This window comes from Ramlibacter tataouinensis, assembly GCF_001580455.1.
Classification (GTDB): Bacteria; Pseudomonadota; Gammaproteobacteria; order Burkholderiales; family Burkholderiaceae_C; genus Ramlibacter; species Ramlibacter tataouinensis_B.
Window position 1 is genome coordinate 3,535,145 of the sequence record NZ_CP010951.1, and the last position, 18,148, is coordinate 3,553,292.

The following is an 18,148-nucleotide window of genomic DNA, read 5'->3' on the forward strand; positions in this document are numbered from 1 at the left end:
ACGCCGCAATGCTAGATGCGAAGAAGCAGTCGTCCAATCTATGACGCCCTGCTCAGTTGCTTAATGTCCATGGCCGATTTGCAGCGCGCCTGGCGCAGTTGCAATGGATCGCGCAAGGCGCCGCCCATGACGAGGGCCATGGCGCAGTCGTCGAAGGGCCGCAGGATCCAGCCGCCAGCGCTCCGGCGGCCGTCTTCCGTGCGGATGTCGAAGCGTCCCTGGGGTCCGGGCGAGATGGCGACCCGGGCGTTGCCTTCCGCCAGCCCCGTGCCCCAGGCTTTCCAGAACGCCTCGAGCAGCGCCCATGATTCGAAGAAGCCGCGCGCCTCGCCCGGCGCAGATACGACGAAGGGGGCGAGCAGTTCCGGGTCGGCCCGGCGCATGTCGATCGCCTCGACGTCAATGCCGACCGGGCCGGCGAGCGTGAGCGCACAGGCAGTTGCCTGCCGGCTGCGCGAATTGCTGACATTCAGCCGCGGCTCACCCGCAACGCCAGGCTTGCCCTGGGCGTCGTGCGTCAGCCGCAGGGACGAAGGAGGGCGGCCCGAAACGCCCGCGATCAGGGACCGCAGCAAGGCATGCGCGAGAACGTAGGACAGCCGGTCGGCCTCGACGCGAAAGCCATGCGCCCGCGCGAGTTCGCCGGGGTCCAGCCAGCCAGCCAGTTCGAGCCAGTCATCGGGACACAGGTCGGCGGTGCGGGCATAGGCGACATGGACTTCAGGCACTGGCATGGGGGCGCTCCGACTCCCCTCCCATGGCCGGTGGCCGGCTCCGCTCGGTGTTGCTCAGGCAGCGCCACGCGCGGTTGGTGCGAACGATGGCTTCGGCCCATGCCTGGCACGCTTGCGCGCGCTCCCGGCTGCCCGGCGGGTAGGACTCCATCTGCTGTCGTGCCGCACGTTCCCGCTCGATCGAGTTCGCATACAGCGCCGCCGCATCCTTGGTATCCAGGTCAATGTTGGATTGCATTTCCGTTTGCCTCCTGCAAGCTGGTGAATACTGCGTCAGCCGCCAACTCATCCGGGTGTCAAAACACAAGAGACGAACCCGTCCTACAGGGGGTCCTTGACCCGGATCAATCCAGCAGCGCGCGGCGTATCGGCTCGACCCAATCGCCGGACTTGGGCGAGTACATGCCGAAGGAGGGCGATGCGAACTCCCAATAGGCCCAGCCGATCCCGCGCCGCTCGGCTTCGTCGCGCACGATGCGCGCGTAGGCCTCACGCGACTTGATGTCGGCCTTCTCGTAGGTGCCGAACTCGCCCAGGTGGACCGGGTAGCCGCTGGATTCGTTCCAGCGGCGCGCCTTGTCCAGCGCATCGACGATCATCTTGCGGTCCGCGTCGCTGCAGCAGGTCGGTCCCTGCGGGAACTGCGGCATGAAATCCGCGCCCTGGTGCGTGAAGGGGAAGGGATCGTAGTTGTGGATTGCAACAATGATGTTGCGGTCACGCGGCAGGCGCAGCCTGGACAACTCATGGATCGAATTCCACTCGCCGGGCCCGATGATCACCGTGCGCGTGGGGTTGGTCTTGCGCACTTCGGCCAGCACCTTCACCGACAGGGTGTTCCAGGCCTCCCCGTTCAGGCGCCCGTGCGGTTCGTTGAGCAGCTCGAAGATCAGCTTGGGCGGGCGGTCCTTGTAGCGCGCGGCGAGCTGCCGCCACATGTTGACCAGGCGCACGTCGAGGACCTCGGGGTCGACGGCGAATTCATTGTGGTGCAGCTTGTCGCTGGAGATCTGCGTGTAGTGATGCAGGTCCAGGATCACATAGAAGCCGCGTGCCAGCAGCGCGTCCACGATGCTGTCCACGCGCCGGGCGAAGGCCTCGTTGATGGCGGCATCCGCCGTCGGCGCGGCGTTATTGCTCCAGCGCACCGGGAGGCGCACCGTCGTGAAGGTGCCGGCCATCTTGTCGATGTAGGCCGGATCGAACTTGACGCCCCAGTCGCCTTCGCGCGGCGCGTCGAGCATATTGCCGAGGTTGATGCCGCGGCCGAGGCTGCGGGCCATGTTGCAGGTCTGCGGCGTCACCGCCGCGCACGACTGTACGGTGCCGCTGCGTGCATCGCCCCGGCCCTGCTGCGCATGGAGCTGGAACGGCAGCACGAGCGCGAGCAACGCGGCGGAAAGGCAGGTCGTGGGATGCATTGTCATCGGCAAATTCTGTCCGCGTGGCTCGCCGAATTCGGCGCCGGGCTACAGCTTGCGGCCTTTTCCTACACCCGGAAACGACCTGAGGCGCGAGCACGATCTGCCGCAGTTTTTTGGCGCGGAAGTCCTACAACCAAAGCGCAGCGATTCCCACACTCACGGCAACGAGCGCCTTCGTACATTGAATCCGATGAGCCACTGATCCCTCTCACCGTGAAGTCTTCGACCAGCGCCACGATTCAACAACAAGCAGCACCGGACGCCGATCAATTCCTGAAGATCGCGGCATCGGGTGTGAGCGTGACCCGCCACGAGCAGCTGTGGCGCTGGCTGCGCGGAGACGTGCAGCGCTGGCTGCCGCACCAGGCCATGATGGTCGGCTGGGGCGACTTCGGCGCGGGCGCCTTCCGATTCGATCTGCTGTCCAGCCTGCCGGGCCTGCGTACGCACGACTGGACCGAAGCGTCGATGTCGCCATTGGTCGGGTACTTCCGCGACTGCTGGGTGGCCGCGCAGCAACAGCCATGCATCGTCGATGCGAGCCTGTGCGGCGAATTGGTGCGCAGCCGCGGCGATGGCCTGCCGGCCGACGCGCTGTTGGGCATGAAGACCGCGCTGGTGCACGGCATCCCGCGCGGCCAGGAGGCCGAACGCGTGTTCATCGCCTTCAGCCGCGAGGACCCCTTGCCGTGCGGCGCAGGGCTGGCGCTGAAACTCCTGCTTCCATTCATCGATACGGCGTTACGACAGATGCCGCCCGCCCCGATGCGCCGCGCATCATCCGCGAGCGATGATTCAAGCAAGCATGCGCTGCGCGCCGCCGCCCTCAGCGAGCGCGAGCGGCAGATCATGGCGTGGGTCGCCATGGGCAAGACCAATCCGGAGATCGGGATGATCCTGGACATCAGCGAGTTCACCGTCAAGAACCACATGAAGAGCATTTTCAGCAAGCTGGACGTGACGAACCGCGCGCAAGCAGTAGCCAGGCTGGAGAGGATGAGTGCCCATGCCTGACGCCAAACCCGCGTTTGGCACCCGTACTCAGGTGCCACCGCCGCCGGCGCCCTCCGCGCTGGGCGGCACCGCGCTCGCGCAGAGCCGCCTGCTGCTCGCGCTGGAGGTCTTTCTCGAGCCTGGCATCACGGTGCTGTCGCTCTGGATCCTGGTCTGGCTGCTCGACGGCGCGCTCGATGCCGGATGGCTGGTCGCTTCCATCGTCGCGTTCGCCCTCGCGTTCCCCGGGCGCTCGCTGGTGCGCTCCCCGCCCGATCGGGTGATCCTGAGCATCCTGCTGGCCTGGGGCTGGACCGCCGGCCTGCTGCTGGCCCTCGGTTTTGCGACCGGCCACATCTACGAGTTTCCCGCCATCGTGGTGGTGAACTGGCTATGGTTCTCGCCCACGTTGCAACTGCTGGCGCATTGGGGCCTGCGCGTGTCGGCGCCGCACCTGGTGCGGTTGCAGGGCCCGCCGCTGCGCGCGGTGGTGGTGGGCATGAACGAGCAAGGCTGCATGCTGGCCGACCGCATCAGCAGCGCCCCCTACGCCGGCATCGAAATGGTGGGCTTCTTCGACGACCGCATGCCCGTGCGGCAGCAGGGGGCGGAGCGCCATCGCATGCTCGGGCGGATCGCCGAGATCGCGGAGTTCGCCAAGGCCAACCGGGTGCAGCTCATTTACCTGTCCTTGCCGATGGCGTCGCAGCCGCGCATCAAGGAGTTGCTCGATGCGCTGAAAGACACCACGGCCTCGGTCTATTTCGTCCCCGACATGTTCGTGACCGACCTGATACAGGGGCGCACCGACACCGTGTGCGGATTCCCCGTCATCTCGGTGTGCGAGACGCCCTTCCGCGGCCCCGCCGGCGTGCTCAAGCGCGCCGAGGACATCGTGCTGACCTGTCTGATCCTGGTGCTGATCTCTCCGCTGCTGCTGGCGATCGCGCTGGCGGTCAAGATGAGCTCACCGGGGCCCGTCATCTTCCGCCAGCGCCGCTACGGCCTCGATGGCGAGGAGATCGTGGTCTACAAGTTCCGCTCGATGCGGGTGACCGAGGACGGCGACACCATCGAGCAGGCGCGCAAGAACGACAGCCGCGTCACGCCTTTGGGCGCGGTGTTGCGAAAAACCTCCATGGATGAGTTGCCCCAATTCATCAACGTGCTGCAAGGACGGATGAGCATCGTCGGGCCGCGCCCGCATGCGGTGGCGCACAACGAGAGGTACCGCGGCCTGATCAAGAGCTATATGGTCCGGCACAAGGTGCGGCCCGGCATCACAGGCTGGGCGCAGGTCAATGGATTCCGGGGGGAAACGGTGTCCCTGGAGATGATGGAAGGACGGATACGGTGCGACCTGGACTATCTGCGCAACTGGTCGCTGCGGCTTGACCTGTACATCATCGCCAAGACCATAAAGCTGGTTTTCAAGGATGCTTCCGCGTACTGAAGGGAATATAGTGCGACCGAGCCATTGCATCAGGCGCACTCGCGGCGTCAGTATCCCTCCCAGGGCACGCGGGCTCACGGGGTCCTGGGCGCATGCCCCGGCGTACGGGGCAGAAGTAGAACCCGGAGAAATCAAATTGAAGAAACTTCGCATCCGTCCCGCACTTGCCCTCGCTGCTTTCGCCTTGGCCACGCCTGCGGCGTTTGCGCAACAACAGCAGCAGCCGGAGCCGCCTCCGCCGCCGCCGCAACCGCAGCAGACCGGACTGCCCGAAGGCCTGCACCTCAGTGCGCAAGCCGGCGTGGAGCATGACAGCAACGTGCTGCGCACGGCCACCAACGAGATATCCGACACCGCCCTGACCGGGGGCCTGGGGCTGAGTTTCAACCGACGCTATGGCCTGCAGAGGATTCGCGCCGACGTCCAGGCCCAGTGGTGGTGGTACTCGGACCAGTCCGACCTCGATTTCCATACCTTGAATTACGCGCTCGCCTGGGATTGGTCCTTGACCCCGCGCTTCCACGGCGTGGCCAGCGCCGATCGCCGCGAGTACCGCGAAGTGACGACCACGGCGCTGGGTGGCAACCAGGTCGGCAGCCGTGTCGAGCGCGTGGAACTGCTGGAAGGCATCTTCGACGTGACCGCGACCTGGCGCGCCCTGGCCGGCATCTCGCACACCAAGAACGACAGCTCGCAACCCGGCAGCTGGGACGGCGAGCCGGAGATCAACTGGTGGCATGTCGGCGTGGGTTATGACCTGCCCTCGGGCTCCTCGGTACGCCTGCGCTACCGCCAGGGCGACGGCGAGTACCACGACCCGGCGTTCACCACCTTCGCCGCGCTCAACACCGACTTCAAGGACAGCGAATGGGAACTGTCCGGGCGCTGGACAGTCACCGGCAAGACCACGGTGGACGGCCGCCTCGCCTACCTGCGCCGCGAACATGACGCGCGGCCGCAGCTCGACTTCAGCGGCTGGGTCGGGGGCGCCAACGCCAACTGGGAAATCACCGGCAAGACGCGCCTGACGGCCGGCTATGCGCACGATCTGACCTCCACCGGCACGCCCCTGGGCGGCCATGTGGTGAGCGATCGCCTGTTCCTGGCGCCCATCTGGGCCGCCACCGGCAAGACCTCGTTCAGCCTGCGCTACGACTACACCCGCCGCCGTTGGGAAGACGTGCCGGCGCCGTCGTTCGACTCCGGCCGCCGCGACACCGTGCAGGCCCTGGCCCTGGGCGTGGATTGGTCGGCGCTGCGCTGGTTGACGGTCTCGGGGTACCTGCGCCAGGAAAAGCAGAGTTCCTCGATCCCCAGCGCCAAGTACGACGCCACGGTGTTTGGGGTCCTGGCGAAGGCCACTTTCTAAAACGCAACCGCAAGGAGAGATCTGCATGAGCCCCAAGCTGCTACGTTCGATCGGCGCCATCGCCATCGCACTGGCCGCCGCGGCTGCGACGGCCCAGGACGCGAGCAAGGCCACCGACTACAGGCTCGCGCCGGGCGATTCGATCAGGGTCCAGGTCTACCAGAACCCGGACCTGTCGGTCGACGCTCGCGTGTCCGAGAGCGGCGTGGTCAACTACCCGCTCATCGGGCCCGTGCAGATCGGCGGCCTGTCCATCACCGAGGCCGAGCGCGCCATCGCGCAGGCGCTGCAAAAGGGCAATATCTTGAAGCAGCCGCAGGTGAACATCAACCTGGTGCAGCAGCGCGGCAACAACGTGGCGGTGCTCGGCCAGGTGCAAAAGCCCGGCCGCTTCAACCTCGAGACCACCAACATGCGGGTGAGCGAGATGCTGGCCGCGGCCGGCGGCATCACGACGACGGCCGACGAGGTCGCGACGATCACCGGCACCCGCAACGGCCAGCCGTTCCGCAAGCAGGTGGACATCCCGGCGCTGCTGTCCGGCAAGTCCGGCGACGACCTGGTGCTTTCTCCCGGCGACACGGTCTATGTCGAGAAGGCACCCACTTTCTATATCTATGGCGAGGCGCAGCGTCCCGGCAACTACCGCGTCGAGCGCAACATGACGGTGATGCAGGCGATCGCCGCGGGCGGCGGGATCACGGCGCGCGGCAGCCAGAACCGCGTGCGCATCACACGGACCAACCCGGACGGCAAGACCGTGGAAATCTCGCCACGCCTCACGGACGTGGTGCAGCCGGGTGACGTGCTGTTCGTGCGCGAAAGCATCTTCTAGCAATCCATCTGTTCGGCAGCAGGGCAGTCAAGCAGTGAAGCAGTAACGCAGTAAGGCAGGGAAGATTCACGATGAGCCTGTACCAGTTGTTTTCGATCCTGCGCGCGCGCCGGCTCGTGGCGGGACTCATCCTTCTGTCCACGCTGGCGCTGGCGCTGGCCTGGATTCTTTTCAGGCCGACCCAGTACACCGCGCGCGCGCCGGTGCTCGTGGACATCACGCGTCCCGACCCGATCAACCCGACCCCGGTGTGGGGCAACCCGGCGCCCGGCTTCATGGCCACGCAGATCGACATCGTCAAGAGTGACCGTGTCGCCGAGCGGGTGCTGCAGTTGCTGCCGGCCGACCAGGCGCCCATGAAGGGCTTGCGCGAACAGGCCCAGAAGAAGGAGAAGAACGGAACCTCGCCCGATCGTGGCATCTCCCAGGCCCTGCAGGAGCGCCTGGAAGTCAAGCCGGCGCGCGAGAGCAACGTCATCAACATCACCTGGACCGGCCGCACGCCTGCCGAGGCGGCGCGCGTGGCGAATGCCTTCGCGCAGGCCTACCTGGACACCACCGTCGACCTCAAGACCGACCCGCAGCGCAAGTACACCGTGTGGTTCGACGACCAGGTCAAGGAGGCGCGCGACCGGCTGCAGAAGGCCCAGCAGCGCCTGGCGGATTACCAGCAGAAGGCCGGCATCGTCAGCACCGACGAGCGCGCCGACTACGAGACCACGCGCCTGAACGACCTGTCCCAGCAGCTCGTCGCGCTGCAGAACCGCGGCCGCACCGCACCGGCGGGCGCCTCGGACGCGAGCCCCCTGGTCAACAACCTGCGCCAGGACGCCGCCCGGCTGGAAGCGAAGCTCGCGCAGAACTCGGCCACCATGGGCTCGCGCCATCCGGAGATGCAGCGCCTGCAGGCCGAACTGGCCACGCTGCGCAGCCGCATGGCCGAGGAGTCGGCGCGCGTCGGCCAGACCGCGGCCAGCGCCGCCGAAGCGGCCAAGGTGCGCGAGCGCGAGTTGGTGGCGGCCTTGGCCGAGCAAAAGCAGAAGGTGCTGGCGATGAACAAGCAGCGCGGCGACCTGAGCCTGCTCAAGAGCGATGTGGACAGCGCCCAGAAAGCCTTCGAGACCGTCAGCGCCAGTTCGGCGCAGGCGCGGCTGCAAAGCATGAGTAACCAGACCAACGTGATGCGCCTGGCGTCGGCGGTGGAGCCGCTGGACCCGGCCGGGCCGACCAAGGTCCAGGCCCTGCTGATCGCCCTGGTGGCCGGCTCGATCCTGGCCATGGCCGGCGCATTGCTCGCCGAACTGGCCAACCGCCGGGTGCGCACGGTGCAGGACCTCTCGCTGGTCACGCACCTGCCCATCCTGGCCACCGTGCCGGCGGTCGCTCCGCCGCGCTATGTGCACCCGCGCTTGAGCGCCCCGGCCTCGCGCAGGCTGGCCCTCGCCAGGAGTGGCGGATGAGCAACAGCACACAGATCTTTCCCCTGCCCAATCGTGCCGAGCTGGCCGATCTGGACATTCCGATGCCGAGCCGGGAGGCGGCGCAGCCGATCGGCGCGCTGCTGGTGGACGCCGGCGCGCTCGATCCGCAGGACGTGCCGCGCATCCTCGAATACCAGAAGAAGGCCGCGCTCATGTTCGGCGAGGCCGGCATGGCGATGGGCCTGCTGGACGAAGAGGACGTCAAGCGCGCGCTGGCGCTGCAATTCGGCCATGCCTATGTGTCACCGGATTCAGGCCTGGGCCACGAGCTCATTGCCGCGATGGATCCCGACAGCGACGCCGTGGAGCACCTGCGCGTGCTGCGCAGCCAGCTGATGCTGCGCTGGTTCGAGAACGATGCGCGCCAGGCCGCGCTGGCCGTGGTCAGCCCCGGACCGGGCGAGGGCCGCAGCTACATCGCCGCCAACCTGGCCGTGCTGTTCTCGCAGCTGGGCAAGCGCACGCTGCTCATCGACGCCGACCTGCGCCGGCCACGCCAGCACGACATCTTCGGCCTCACCGGCCGCATGGGCCTGTCCACGGTGCTGTCGGGCCGCGCCGGCTGGGAGGCGGTGCACGAGATCAAATCGCTGCCGGGCCTGTGGGTGCTGCCCTCCGGCGCCGCGCCGCCGAATCCGCAGGAGCTGCTGGCGCGTCCCGGCTTCGCGCGGCTGGTGCAGGCGCTGCGGGCGAGCTACGAAGTGATCCTGATCGACACGCCGGCCGGCAGCGTCTGGGCCGATGCAGGGACCATCGCCGCGCGCGCCGGCGCGGCGCTCATGCTGGCCTGCCGCGACGCGACTTCGGTGCCGCGCGTGGCGAGCCTGGCCGACGACCTGCGCCAGTTCGGCGTCACCATCGTCGGCGCCGTGCTCAATGGCGCCGAGCCGGTGAAGCCGCAGCGCGCGGGGCCCCGGCCGGCAGCGCGGATGCGGGTATGAGCCGCACGGCCGCTCCGAAGGCTCATGGCACCGCAGCCCGTAGGGCGGAGGTATTCCGAATGAGCCGCACGGCCGCTCCGAAGGCTCATAGCACCGCAGCCCGTAGGGCGGAGGTATTCCGAATGAGCCGCACGGCCGCTCCGAAGGCTCATGGCACCGCAGCCCGTAGGGCGGAGCTTATCCAATGAACCCTCCGCTGCGCGCCAATGAGTGGCAGGCGCGCTGGCGCGAGCTGGTGCAAAGCGTGGTGCGCGTGCGCACCGGGCGTGGCGAGCAGCAGCTGCTGGAATCCCTGGCGTATCCGGCCGATCCCATGGTGGTGGCCTTCGTCAATGCGCATGCGATGAATTCGGCTGCGGTGGGCCGGAAGTTCTTCGAAGCCCTGGTGTCGGCCGACATCCTCCTGCGCGACGGCGTCGGCATGGCCGTCCTGCTGCGACTGCTCAACCAGTCGCCGGGCCTCAATCTCAATGGCACCGACCTGATCCCCAAGATCCTGCGCTTCTACGCCGGCCGCTCCATCGCGCTGTTCGGCACGCAGGAGCCGTACCTGCGCAGCGCGCGCCAGCGGGTGATGCAGGAACTGGCGCCCGGCAGCGTCTGCATCACCACGCACGGCTTCCGCGACACCGGGGACTACATCCACCTGGCGGCTTCCCACCGGCCCAGCCTGATCGTGCTGGGGATGGGCATGCCGCGCCAGGAGGAGGTCGCGCACATGCTGCGCGCGGCCCTGGGCTACCCCTGCCTGATCGTCTGCGGCGGCGCGATCATCGACTTCATCGGCGGCAAGACCTCGCGCGCGCCGGCCTGGATGCGCGGCGCCGGCCTGGAGTGGCTGTATCGCCTGGCGCTGGAGCCCCGCCGCCTCTTTCAGCGCTATGTGGTCGGCAACCCGCTGTTCCTGCTGCGCGCGGTGAGCCTGGCGGCCGCCTCGCTGCGGCAAGGCGGGCACGGCGCGGCGACCTAGTGTTCTGTCCCACAAATAACTGGCATTTCGCTGCGCGGTATCGGGGCATGCGCCCCGATACCGCGCAGCCCGGAGGGTTCGGCGCCTGCGGGGCCCTCGCCGGGCGCCCAGAGGGGGTCAAGACGCCCAGTCTTGACCCCCTCTGGCCACCCGCCGATCATCCCCGCAGGCATCCGAACGAAATGCCAGCTATTTGTGGGACAGGACACTAGGCCCGGAAGCACGCAAACGGCGTGAACGGGCCTAGACTCTGACCCATGAACATTCTCCTGACCGGCGGCGCCGGCTACATCGGCAGCCACACCTGTGTCGCGCTGATGCAGGCCGGCTATACGCCCGTCATCCTCGACAACTTCGCCAACAGCCATCCGCGCGTGATCGAACGCCTGCAGGCGATCACGGGCCAGCCCGTAATCTGCGAGCGCGGCGACGTGCTTGATACGCAAGAGGTCGAAGCCGTGCTGCGCCGCCACCGGATCGCCGGTGTGGTCCACCTGGCGGGCGACAAGGCCGTCGGCGAAAGCGTCGCCAAGCCGCTGAAGTACTACCGCAACAACATCGGCGGCGCGGTGAGCCTGATGCAGGCAATGCAGGCCGCCGGCTGCGGCATACTGGTGTTCTCCAGCAGCGCCACCGTGTACGGCGATCCGGCCAGCGTGCCGATCCGCGAGGACTTCCCGCGCAGCCACACCAACCCCTACGGACACACGAAGCTGGTGATCGAGGACATGCTCGCGGCGCAGGGCGCCGCCGATCCGTCATGGAAGGTGGCGGTGCTGCGCTACTTCAACCCGGTGGGGGCGCACCCGAGCGGCCTGATCGGCGAAGACCCGGCCGACGTGCCCAACAACCTGATGCCCTACATCGCCCAGACGGCCATGGGCACGCGCGAGCAGCTGAACGTGTTCGGCAACGACTACCCCACGCCCGATGGCACTGGCGTGCGCGACTACATCCATGTGTGCGACCTGGCCGAAGGCCACGTCGCGGCGCTGCGTTACCTGCTGGAAAGCGGCAAGGGCCTCACGGTGAACCTGGGCACCGGCCGCGGCTACAGCGTGCTGGAGGTGCGGCGCGCCTTCGAGAAGGCCAGCGGCCGCGACATCCCCTACCGGATCGCGCCCCGGCGCCCGGGCGACGTGGCCCAGTGCTACGCCGACCCGGAGCTGGCGCGCGAGCTCCTGGGCTGGCAGGCCAGCCGCAGCCTGGACGAGATGTGCGCCGACAGCTGGCGCTGGCAAAGCCGCAATCCACGCGGCTACCGCGACTAGACCGGCTTTCCGCGCGGCCGCACCGCTACCATCCGGTACATTGATGGCCTGTCACGGCAATATGGCTGCTTCACCCGACGGATTCACCGACATCGCCAAGGCGATCCAGCTCGCCCTGGCGCCCGTGTTCCTGCTCACCGGCATCGCGGGCCTGCTCAATGTGATGGCCGGCCGGCTGTCGCGCATCATCGATCGGGGCCGACAGCTGACGGAGGGTGTGCCGGGGCTGCCAGCCGGGGAGCCCAAGTCGCTGACCCGTGAGCAGCAAGTGCTGGAACAGCGCAGGCACCTGACCAGCGTGGCCATCACCGCCTGCACGATCTCGGCGCTGCTCGTGTGCGTGGTCATCGCGGCAATCTTTGTCGAAGCGATGCTGGCCGCGCCCCTGAACTGGGTCATCGGCGGGCTGTTCACGCTCGCGATGCTGGCGCTCGTCGTCGGCCTGGCCTACTTCCTGCGCGAGGTGCACCTGGCGATGAAAAGCATCCGCATCCGCCTGCCCGCGGCCAAGTAGTCCCTGCGGGCAGGTCCCCGTTACGAATTGCCGGGGTCGGCGATATCATCCCGGCGGCAGGAGCCGGGCTCCCGCCTTCGTTGTCGGTTCACCACCCTGGAGGGAATCATGGCAGCAGTGACGGCCCAAGCCGAAAAGATCATCGCGCGACCCCTGGAGGTCGTCCAGGCGCAGTTCGTTGACATGCAGCACCACGCATCCACGCGCGTGCATGCCGACCTGGAAGTGGCCAACGTCCGTGCGCTGCCGGACGGCTGGCGCATCACCGGTCGCAGGCGCGTCCTCGGCAAGCTGCTGGAGGACGAGATCGAGGTGCTGCGCGACGCCGAGGGCAACTCCACCCTGCGCGGCATCTCCGGCCCGAACGCGGGTTTCGTGATCAGCCAGAGGTTCGAGGCATTGGACGCCGGCCGCACGCGCGTGCGCACGTCCGTCGAACTGCCCGTTCGCGGCTTCAAGGTCCTGCTCAGGCCGCTCCTTCGCATGGGCCTGCAGCGCGACCTGGTCACCGCGCTCGAAGAGGACCGCCGCGACCTGGAGGAAAAGGGCTACCAGCTCGCGGCCTAGCATGCGCCAGTGGCAAATGCGCGGCGCCGCGCTCTTGATCGGCGCCATCCTTCTTTCGGGATGCGGGTCCCTGGCCAGCAACCCGGGCGCCGACTTTTCGGATGCGCCGGAAAGCCGCGCCCGACCTGCCCTCGCCATTCCCAGGCATGCCTCGTACGCCGAAGCCCTCGCGGCCTGGCGCGGTCCGGAGGATGTGAACGCCTGGATCGGCGCCGAATTCCAGTACGACATGGACCGGGCCGTGGCGCTGTCGGAGACGGCGCGCGCCGGCCAGCCCGCCACGCCCATCATCGAGCCTGCCGCCTTCTATGCCAGGCCCGAAGGCGTGTGCGTGGACCTCGCGCGCTTCGCGGTCGAGACGCTGCGGCGGGTCGCTCCTGAACTCAGGGTGAGGTACCTCATGATCGAGTTCGAACCGGCCAGCGTGCGCGGGCAAGTCCTGCGCCGCCACTGGGTCGCCGTCTACGAGAACGCGGACGGCATTCGCGTCGTTGCCGATTCCAAGCGTCCTGGCATCATCGCGGGCCCGTACCAGACGCTTCAACAGTTCGCCGAGGAGTACGCCCGCTTACGCGGCCGGCAGATCGTGCACTATCGCGAGTTGGACAGCTATCAGCGCAAGATGAAATCGGCTGCTTCCCGGCAGGTGCGTGAACGCCTTGAGTGAACCAACCGTTTACCACATCCCCGTCTGTCCCTTCTGCCAGCGGCTGGAGATCCTGCTGTCGCTGAAAGGCCAGCGGAACCAGGTCAGGTTTCGCGTGATCGACGTCACGCAGGCACGGCCCGAGTTCTTGCTCGAGAAGACCCGCGGCAGCACAGCCTTGCCGATCCTGGAGACCGCGGACGGCCGGATCCTCAAGGAGAGCCTGGTCATCCTGCAGTACTTGGAGGACCTGTACCCCGAGCCCGTCGTCGCGCAGCGCGATCCCTACCGGCGCGCGGTGGAAAGCCTGCTGGTGCGGATGGAAGCCGAGTTTTGCAACCACGGCTATGCGTTCGTGATGAACCAGGACGCCGGGCGGCGCGATGCGCACCGGGCGGGCATGCTGCGCCAATACGCCCGGCTGGACGAGTTCCTGATGGAGCATGCCCCCTCGGGGCCTTTCCTGTTCGAGGCGTTCGGTTGGGCGGAGACGGTGTTCACGCCCTTGTTCATGCGCTTCTGGTTCCTGGAGTACTACGAGGATTTCCAGTTGCCCGCTGAACTTGCGCGGGTGCGGGCCTGGCGCGATGCCTGCCTCTCGCATCCGGCGGCGCAACAGGTGAGCCGCGAGCAGATCGTCAAGCTGTACTACGACTACGCCAAGGGTGCCGGCAACGGGGCGCTGCTTCCGGGCCGAAGGCAATCCTCGTTCAGCTTCAAGCCCGACTGGCCGGAGCGCCCCTGGCCGCCCCGGGACAAGTACGGCCACAGCGCGACGGATGAAGAACTGGGTTTGTGAAGCTTCTGGGGACGGGTTCAGGCAGAGCCCGGCGGCCTCCGGTTGCCCGCGCCTGGATTGGCTGCGAGACTTCGGCACTCGTTCATCGGAGGCGCTATCGATGACCCGAACTGACGACTACCAGGTGCGTACGATGCGGCGCGAGGAGCTTGCATTTGCCATCGAACTGGCGGCGCGCGAAGGCTGGAACCCGGGGCTGCACGACGCCGAGTGTTTCCATGCGGCCGACCCCGATGGCTTCCTGGTCGGCGAACTTGCGGGGGACCCGATCGCCTGCATCTCGGCGGTGTCCTACGCCGGGCGCTACGGCTTCATCGGCCTGTACATCGTGCGTCCCGAGTTCCGCGGCCAGGGCTACGGCTGGCGGCTGTGGCAAGCCGGCATGGCACGGCTTGGCGGGCACAACGTGGGCCTGGACGGGGTCGTGGCGCAGCAAGGCAACTACGCCAAATCCGGATTTCGCCTCGCCTACCGCAACGTCCGCTACCGGGGTCGGGCGCAGGCGGGTACCGTCCACGCCTCGATCGCGCCGGCGTCCGCGGTCGCGTTCGAGGCCATCCGGGATTTCGATCGGCATGTCTTTCCCGAACCGCGCGACGAGTTCCTGCGCGCCTGGCTCGCCCAGCCCGGCGCGGGCGCCTACGTGGCGCGCGAGGGCGGGCGGCTGGCCGGCTTCACGGTCGTGCGGCCCTGTCGCGAAGGCTGGAAGATCGGTCCCCTGTCGGCGGATGACGCCCAGGTCGCCCTGCGCCTGCATGCCGCGGCATGCGCGCACGCAGGCGCCGGCGCTACGGTCTTTGTCGATGTGCCGGAGGCGAATCCGGATGCGAAGCCTTTCCTGGCCGCTTTGAACCTGACGCCCGTATTCGAAACCGCACGCATGTACACCGGTCCGGATCCGGCGATCGAACTGCCAAAGCTGTTTGGCGTGACGACCTTCGAACTGGGTTGACTACGCGTCAGTCCGATGCGAAGTGACGCAGGGCCTGCTCGACAGGCAGGAACCCCGTGATCTCGACGACACCGGTGTCCGCGCCGCGCCGCAAGCTACTCGGCCGTGATGTTGCCCTTCTTCACCACTTCGGCCCAGCGCTGGGCGTCTCGCGCAATCAGGGCTCCGAACTCGCCCGGCGTGGACGTCTCCGGCACCATGCCCTGCGATGCGAAGGCCTGGGCCACCTCCGGGTGCTTGAGGATCTTGCCGATCTCCTGGTTGATCCGGTTCACGATGTCGGCAGGCGTGCCCTTGGGGGCGAGCACGCCATACCACAGGTCCACGTTGTCGGGCACCTTGGCCTCGGCCAGGGTGGGCACATCGGGCAGTTGCGACAGGCGCTTCGGGCTGCCCGCGGCGATGGCCTTCAGCTTGCCTGCCTGGATCTGCGGCAGGGCCACATGCATCGGCAGGAACATGAAGTCGATGCGGCCACCCAGCAGGTCAGTGACGGCGCCCGCGGTGCCTTTGTAGGGGACATGCAGCATGTCCGTGCCGGTCCGCTGCAACAACAAAGCCATCGCCAGATGGTGCGGGGTGCCCACACCCGGCGTGGCGTAGGTCAGCTGGCCCGGCTTGGCCTTGGCCGCGCCCACCACATCACTCACGGTGGCAGCGGGCTGCACGTTCGGGTTGGCCACGAGCAGCAGCGTGCCCCATGAGGTCAGGGTGATCGGCTCGAAGTCCGCGACGGGGTCATAGGACAGCGTCTTGAACAGGCTCTTGTTCATGACCAGCGTGTTGACCTGGACCAGCAGGGTGTGACCATCGGGCTTGGCCCGGGCCACCTTTTCACTGCCGATATTGCCGCTGGCGCCGGCGAGGTTCTCCACGGTCACCGGCTGGCCGAGTGCGGCAGGCAGGCGCGCTGCCAGCTGGCGCGCGACGATGTCGATGCCGGTGCCGGGCGTGTAGGGGACGACGAGCGTGACCGGCTGCGTCGGCCAGGCGGATGCCGACATCGCGGCGAAGCACATCGACAGCGCAGGCAGCAGTTTGCGGATCCAGGTGGCGATCACAGTGATGTCTCCTGTTGGTGGTGGACTGAACTGCAAGCCGATTCTGCATCGCACCGCAATTTCCTGCCTATTCGAGCGCAACGGTCAAGGGATCGTAGGGATAGAGCCAGTTGTTGCGCGAGGCGGCGATGTTGCGGTCTCGGAAGGCCTGCCGCATCTGGGCGGCGTTCGAGATGTGGTAGAGCTCGCCCATCTCGTTCGATTCGTGAACGACCCGGGCGGCGCGCGGGGCCCGATGCCGCTCGTAGACGCGCAGGGCCTCTGCCAGAGGCCGGTCCAGTTCCAGCGCGCGCGCCAGCACGGCGGCGTCTTCGATGGCCATCGCCGCGCCCTGCGCCATGTAGGGCAGGGTGGGGTGCACCGCATCGCCCAGCAGCGTGACCCGCGACGTGCTCCAGGTCATCACCGGCTTGCGGTTGTTAAGCGCCCAGCGAAAGCACATGTCGCGATCGGCGTTTTCGATGGCCGCGCGCACCATCGGGTGCCAGCCGGCATAGTCTTGGTCGAGTTCGCTCCAGGGCTTGCGGCTGGTCCAGGACTCTTCTTCCCAGGGCCGTTCGACGCAACCGACGAAATTCAGCAGCCGGCCGGCGCGCATGTAGTACATCACCGCGTGGTTCTTCGGGCCGCACCAGATCGTCGAGGCGAGCGGAGGCCGCAGCGCCTCGGGGATGCGTTCGACCGGGATGGCCAGCCGCCAGGCCACCTGTCCGGTGAAAACAGGCGGCTCGGTATCCACCACATGCTGCCGCACCACCGACCGGATGCCGTCTGCGCCGACCAGCAGTTCGGGGCGTTCCACCCGGCCGTTGTCGAAGGCGACTTCCACATGGTCCGGCGCTTCCCGAATCTCGCGTGCCCGGTGCGCCAGCTGCACGGCCTGCGCGTCCAGCGCCCGGACCGCCTGCAGCAGCGCCGCATGCAGGTCGGCGCGGTGGATCTGGTAGTAGGGCGCGCCGTGCGCGGCCTCGTGTGCGGCGCCCAGCTTGATCTCGTGCAGCAGCTCGCCGTCGTCGAAGCGACGGAACTCGAAGGCCAGCGGCTTGACGCCCAGGGACTCGAGGGTGGGCTGGAGTCCCAGGCCATAGAGCACCTTGACCGCATTGGCGCTCATCTGGACGGCCGCGCCGACTTCGCCGAGTTCCGCGGCTTGCTCGTACACACGCACGCGGTGCCCGCGGCGCAGCAGGCTCGCGGCCGCAGCCAATCCGCCGATGCCGGCGCCGATCACCGCAATCTCCATTCCGGGTCCCTCGATTGCTCCAGGCCCACCACGACGATGCACTTGCTTGGCGGGCGACGAGCCGCTTCAGCCATCATGGCAGAAAGTCCTCATCCACGCAGAGGCAGCCCGCGCCGCCCTGCTCGTCCATGCGAGCTGCCGAATAATCGGCGCTCGTGAGCTCGAGTCCCGGCATTCCAAAGCAACCTGCGCGGCGGTCGCATGATTGACTTCGTTCGCCGACGGGGCCCGTCGCTGGCGCTGGTCGTGCTGGTGACGGGCGCGGCGGCGCTGGCGCAAAGCTCGATCGCCTACACCTTCGCCTTCGGTGCGCTGAAGGCTGCGCTGGGGTTCGACCTGTCGAAGCTCGCCGAATTGGGCTATGTCGGGCGCTGGGGGCTGCTGACGGTCATGGCCGTGCTGTGGCTGCTCGGGAAGAAGCGGCCGCTATTCCTGCTGGCGATCATCGTCAACGGTTTCGCCACGCTGGTGCTGCTGCTGCACACCGGCTTTCTCACCAGCGTGCTGGCCGGGCTGTCCGCACGCACGGTCAGGGAGATCCTGCTGGACGTCGTGTTCATGGGGATCTCCAACATCCTGATCTTCTCGATCTGGTACTGGGTGATCGACCCGCCAGGAATCGAAAGCGAGCCCGGCGCCATCAAGCCGTGGGCCTTCCTTTTCCCGCAGCGCGCCGGCGAGCTGCCCCACTACGGGGATTGGCAGCCGCGCTACCTGGACTACCTGTTCCTCGCCTTCACCACCAGCTTCGCGTTCAGCCCGACCGATACCTTGCCACTCACGCGTGGGGCCAAGATGCTGATGCTGCTCCAGGCCGCGATCTCGGTGATCACGCTCACCGGCATCGCCGGCAGCGCCATCAACATCCTGGCGGGAACCGCGACGGGCTAGCCCG

Annotated in this window: 19 protein-coding genes; 14 read left to right on the forward strand and 5 right to left on the reverse strand. The window is 67.6% G+C overall.

Annotation, left to right across the window (positions count from 1 at the left end):
* Positions 1 to 38: 38 nt before the first annotated feature.
* From UC35_RS16395 to UC35_RS16405, 3 genes are all read right to left on the reverse strand, one after another.
* The gene (locus UC35_RS16395; RefSeq protein WP_145979507.1) at positions 39 to 734 is read right to left on the reverse strand and encodes a 4'-phosphopantetheinyl transferase family protein; all 696 of its coding nucleotides are present in this window, start codon (positions 732 to 734) and stop codon (positions 39 to 41) included.
* Positions 721 to 972 carry a hypothetical protein gene (locus UC35_RS16400; RefSeq protein ID WP_061501557.1) on the reverse strand — a complete coding sequence of 84 codons (252 nt, stop codon included), beginning with the start codon at positions 970 to 972 and terminating at the stop codon, positions 721 to 723. The genes UC35_RS16395 and UC35_RS16400 overlap by 14 nt, the downstream gene beginning before the upstream one ends.
* 106 nt (positions 973 to 1,078) lie before the next feature.
* Positions 1,079 to 2,161 carry a glycoside hydrolase family 5 protein gene (locus UC35_RS16405; protein WP_082793318.1) on the reverse strand — a complete coding sequence of 361 codons (1,083 nt, stop codon included), beginning with the start codon at positions 2,159 to 2,161 and terminating at the stop codon, positions 1,079 to 1,081.
* On the opposite strand from UC35_RS16405, the gene epsA reads away from it, so the two are divergent.
* From epsA to UC35_RS16470, 13 genes are all read left to right on the forward strand, one after another.
* Complete coding sequence (epsA, locus tag UC35_RS16410) at positions 2,150 to 3,172, forward strand: XrtB/PEP-CTERM-associated transcriptional regulator EpsA (protein WP_158513925.1); 1,023 nt, start codon at positions 2,150 to 2,152, stop codon at positions 3,170 to 3,172. The two genes, UC35_RS16405 and epsA, sit on opposite strands and share 12 nt — an antisense overlap.
* On the forward strand, positions 3,165 to 4,604 hold the full coding sequence (locus UC35_RS16415) for an undecaprenyl-phosphate glucose phosphotransferase (protein ID WP_061501564.1): 1,440 nt from the start codon (positions 3,165 to 3,167) through the stop codon (positions 4,602 to 4,604). Before epsA ends, UC35_RS16415 begins: the two co-directional genes overlap by 8 nt.
* A gap of 136 nt (positions 4,605 to 4,740) precedes the next feature.
* Positions 4,741 to 5,973 (forward strand): XrtB/PEP-CTERM-associated polysaccharide biosynthesis outer membrane protein EpsL, encoded by a 1,233-nt coding sequence (gene epsL / locus UC35_RS16420; RefSeq protein ID WP_158513926.1) that lies wholly within the window; start codon positions 4,741 to 4,743, stop codon positions 5,971 to 5,973.
* Positions 5,974 to 5,998: 25 nt separating this feature from the next.
* Positions 5,999 to 6,808: a polysaccharide export protein EpsE gene (gene epsE, locus UC35_RS16425; protein ID WP_061501568.1), complete on the forward strand. Its 810-nt coding sequence runs from the start codon at positions 5,999 to 6,001 to the stop codon at positions 6,806 to 6,808.
* Positions 6,809 to 6,879: 71 nt separating this feature from the next.
* A complete protein-coding gene (locus UC35_RS16430; RefSeq protein WP_061501570.1) occupies positions 6,880 to 8,268 on the forward strand; it encodes a Wzz/FepE/Etk N-terminal domain-containing protein in 1,389 nt (462 codons plus the stop codon).
* Complete coding sequence (gene epsG, locus UC35_RS16435) at positions 8,265 to 9,230, forward strand: chain length determinant protein tyrosine kinase EpsG (RefSeq protein WP_082793325.1); 966 nt, start codon at positions 8,265 to 8,267, stop codon at positions 9,228 to 9,230. Before UC35_RS16430 ends, epsG begins: the two co-directional genes overlap by 4 nt.
* A gap of 184 nt (positions 9,231 to 9,414) precedes the next feature.
* On the forward strand, positions 9,415 to 10,200 hold the full coding sequence (locus tag UC35_RS16440; RefSeq protein WP_061501571.1) for a WecB/TagA/CpsF family glycosyltransferase: 786 nt from the start codon (positions 9,415 to 9,417) through the stop codon (positions 10,198 to 10,200).
* A gap of 257 nt (positions 10,201 to 10,457) precedes the next feature.
* On the forward strand, positions 10,458 to 11,471 hold the full coding sequence (gene galE / locus UC35_RS16445; RefSeq protein WP_061501573.1) for a UDP-glucose 4-epimerase GalE: 1,014 nt from the start codon (positions 10,458 to 10,460) through the stop codon (positions 11,469 to 11,471).
* Positions 11,472 to 11,532: 61 nt separating this feature from the next.
* A complete protein-coding gene (locus UC35_RS16450; RefSeq protein ID WP_061501575.1) occupies positions 11,533 to 11,985 on the forward strand; it encodes a DUF2721 domain-containing protein in 453 nt (150 codons plus the stop codon).
* Between the two features lie 108 nt (positions 11,986 to 12,093).
* Complete coding sequence (locus UC35_RS16455; protein WP_145979508.1) at positions 12,094 to 12,552, forward strand: hypothetical protein; 459 nt, start codon at positions 12,094 to 12,096, stop codon at positions 12,550 to 12,552.
* 16 nt (positions 12,553 to 12,568) lie between these two features.
* Positions 12,569 to 13,219 (forward strand): hypothetical protein, encoded by a 651-nt coding sequence (locus tag UC35_RS16460; protein ID WP_061501579.1) that lies wholly within the window; start codon positions 12,569 to 12,571, stop codon positions 13,217 to 13,219.
* Entirely contained in the window at positions 13,212 to 13,997 is a 786-nt protein-coding gene (locus UC35_RS16465; RefSeq protein ID WP_061503885.1) for a glutathione S-transferase family protein, read from the forward strand. Before UC35_RS16460 ends, UC35_RS16465 begins: the two co-directional genes overlap by 8 nt.
* A 100-nt stretch (positions 13,998 to 14,097) precedes the next feature.
* The gene (locus UC35_RS16470) at positions 14,098 to 14,949 is read left to right on the forward strand and encodes a GNAT family N-acetyltransferase (protein ID WP_061501580.1); all 852 of its coding nucleotides are present in this window, start codon (positions 14,098 to 14,100) and stop codon (positions 14,947 to 14,949) included.
* A gap of 95 nt (positions 14,950 to 15,044) precedes the next feature.
* Here UC35_RS16470 and UC35_RS16475 read toward each other — a convergent pair whose 3' ends face one another.
* The gene (locus tag UC35_RS16475; protein ID WP_061501582.1) at positions 15,045 to 16,010 is read right to left on the reverse strand and encodes a Bug family tripartite tricarboxylate transporter substrate binding protein; all 966 of its coding nucleotides are present in this window, start codon (positions 16,008 to 16,010) and stop codon (positions 15,045 to 15,047) included.
* Positions 16,011 to 16,077: 67 nt separating this feature from the next.
* A complete protein-coding gene (locus UC35_RS16480) occupies positions 16,078 to 17,253 on the reverse strand; it encodes an FAD-dependent monooxygenase (RefSeq protein WP_061501585.1) in 1,176 nt (391 codons plus the stop codon).
* A 201-nt stretch (positions 17,254 to 17,454) separates the two neighbouring features.
* Here UC35_RS16480 and UC35_RS16485 point away from each other — a divergent pair, with 201 nt between their 5' ends.
* On the forward strand, positions 17,455 to 18,144 hold the full coding sequence (locus UC35_RS16485) for a hypothetical protein (RefSeq protein WP_061501587.1): 690 nt from the start codon (positions 17,455 to 17,457) through the stop codon (positions 18,142 to 18,144).
* The last annotated feature ends 4 nt before the right edge of the window (positions 18,145 to 18,148 follow it).

Coding starts and splice junctions, on each gene's coding strand:
- UC35_RS16395 (WP_145979507.1), bottom strand. CDS start 734: ATGCCAGTGCCTGAAGTCCATGTCGCCTATGCCCGCACCGCCGACCTG.
- UC35_RS16415 (WP_061501564.1), top strand. CDS start 3,165: ATGCCTGACGCCAAACCCGCGTTTGGCACCCGTACTCAGGTGCCACCG.
- UC35_RS16485 (WP_061501587.1), top strand. CDS start 17,455: ATGATTGACTTCGTTCGCCGACGGGGCCCGTCGCTGGCGCTGGTCGTG.
- epsE (WP_061501568.1), top strand. CDS start 5,999: ATGAGCCCCAAGCTGCTACGTTCGATCGGCGCCATCGCCATCGCACTG.
- UC35_RS16405 (WP_082793318.1), bottom strand. CDS start 2,161: ATGACAATGCATCCCACGACCTGCCTTTCCGCCGCGTTGCTCGCGCTC.
- UC35_RS16455 (WP_145979508.1), top strand. CDS start 12,094: ATGGCAGCAGTGACGGCCCAAGCCGAAAAGATCATCGCGCGACCCCTG.
- UC35_RS16440 (WP_061501571.1), top strand. CDS start 9,415: ATGAACCCTCCGCTGCGCGCCAATGAGTGGCAGGCGCGCTGGCGCGAG.
- UC35_RS16470 (WP_061501580.1), top strand. CDS start 14,098: ATGACCCGAACTGACGACTACCAGGTGCGTACGATGCGGCGCGAGGAG.
- UC35_RS16460 (WP_061501579.1), top strand. CDS start 12,569: ATGCGCGGCGCCGCGCTCTTGATCGGCGCCATCCTTCTTTCGGGATGC.
- epsG (WP_082793325.1), top strand. CDS start 8,265: ATGAGCAACAGCACACAGATCTTTCCCCTGCCCAATCGTGCCGAGCTG.
- UC35_RS16450 (WP_061501575.1), top strand. CDS start 11,533: ATGGCTGCTTCACCCGACGGATTCACCGACATCGCCAAGGCGATCCAG.
- galE (WP_061501573.1), top strand. CDS start 10,458: ATGAACATTCTCCTGACCGGCGGCGCCGGCTACATCGGCAGCCACACC.
- UC35_RS16400 (WP_061501557.1), bottom strand. CDS start 972: ATGCAATCCAACATTGACCTGGATACCAAGGATGCGGCGGCGCTGTAT.
- epsA (WP_158513925.1), top strand. CDS start 2,150: ATGCATTGTCATCGGCAAATTCTGTCCGCGTGGCTCGCCGAATTCGGC.
- UC35_RS16480 (WP_061501585.1), bottom strand. CDS start 17,253: ATGGAGATTGCGGTGATCGGCGCCGGCATCGGCGGATTGGCTGCGGCC.
- UC35_RS16430 (WP_061501570.1), top strand. CDS start 6,880: ATGAGCCTGTACCAGTTGTTTTCGATCCTGCGCGCGCGCCGGCTCGTG.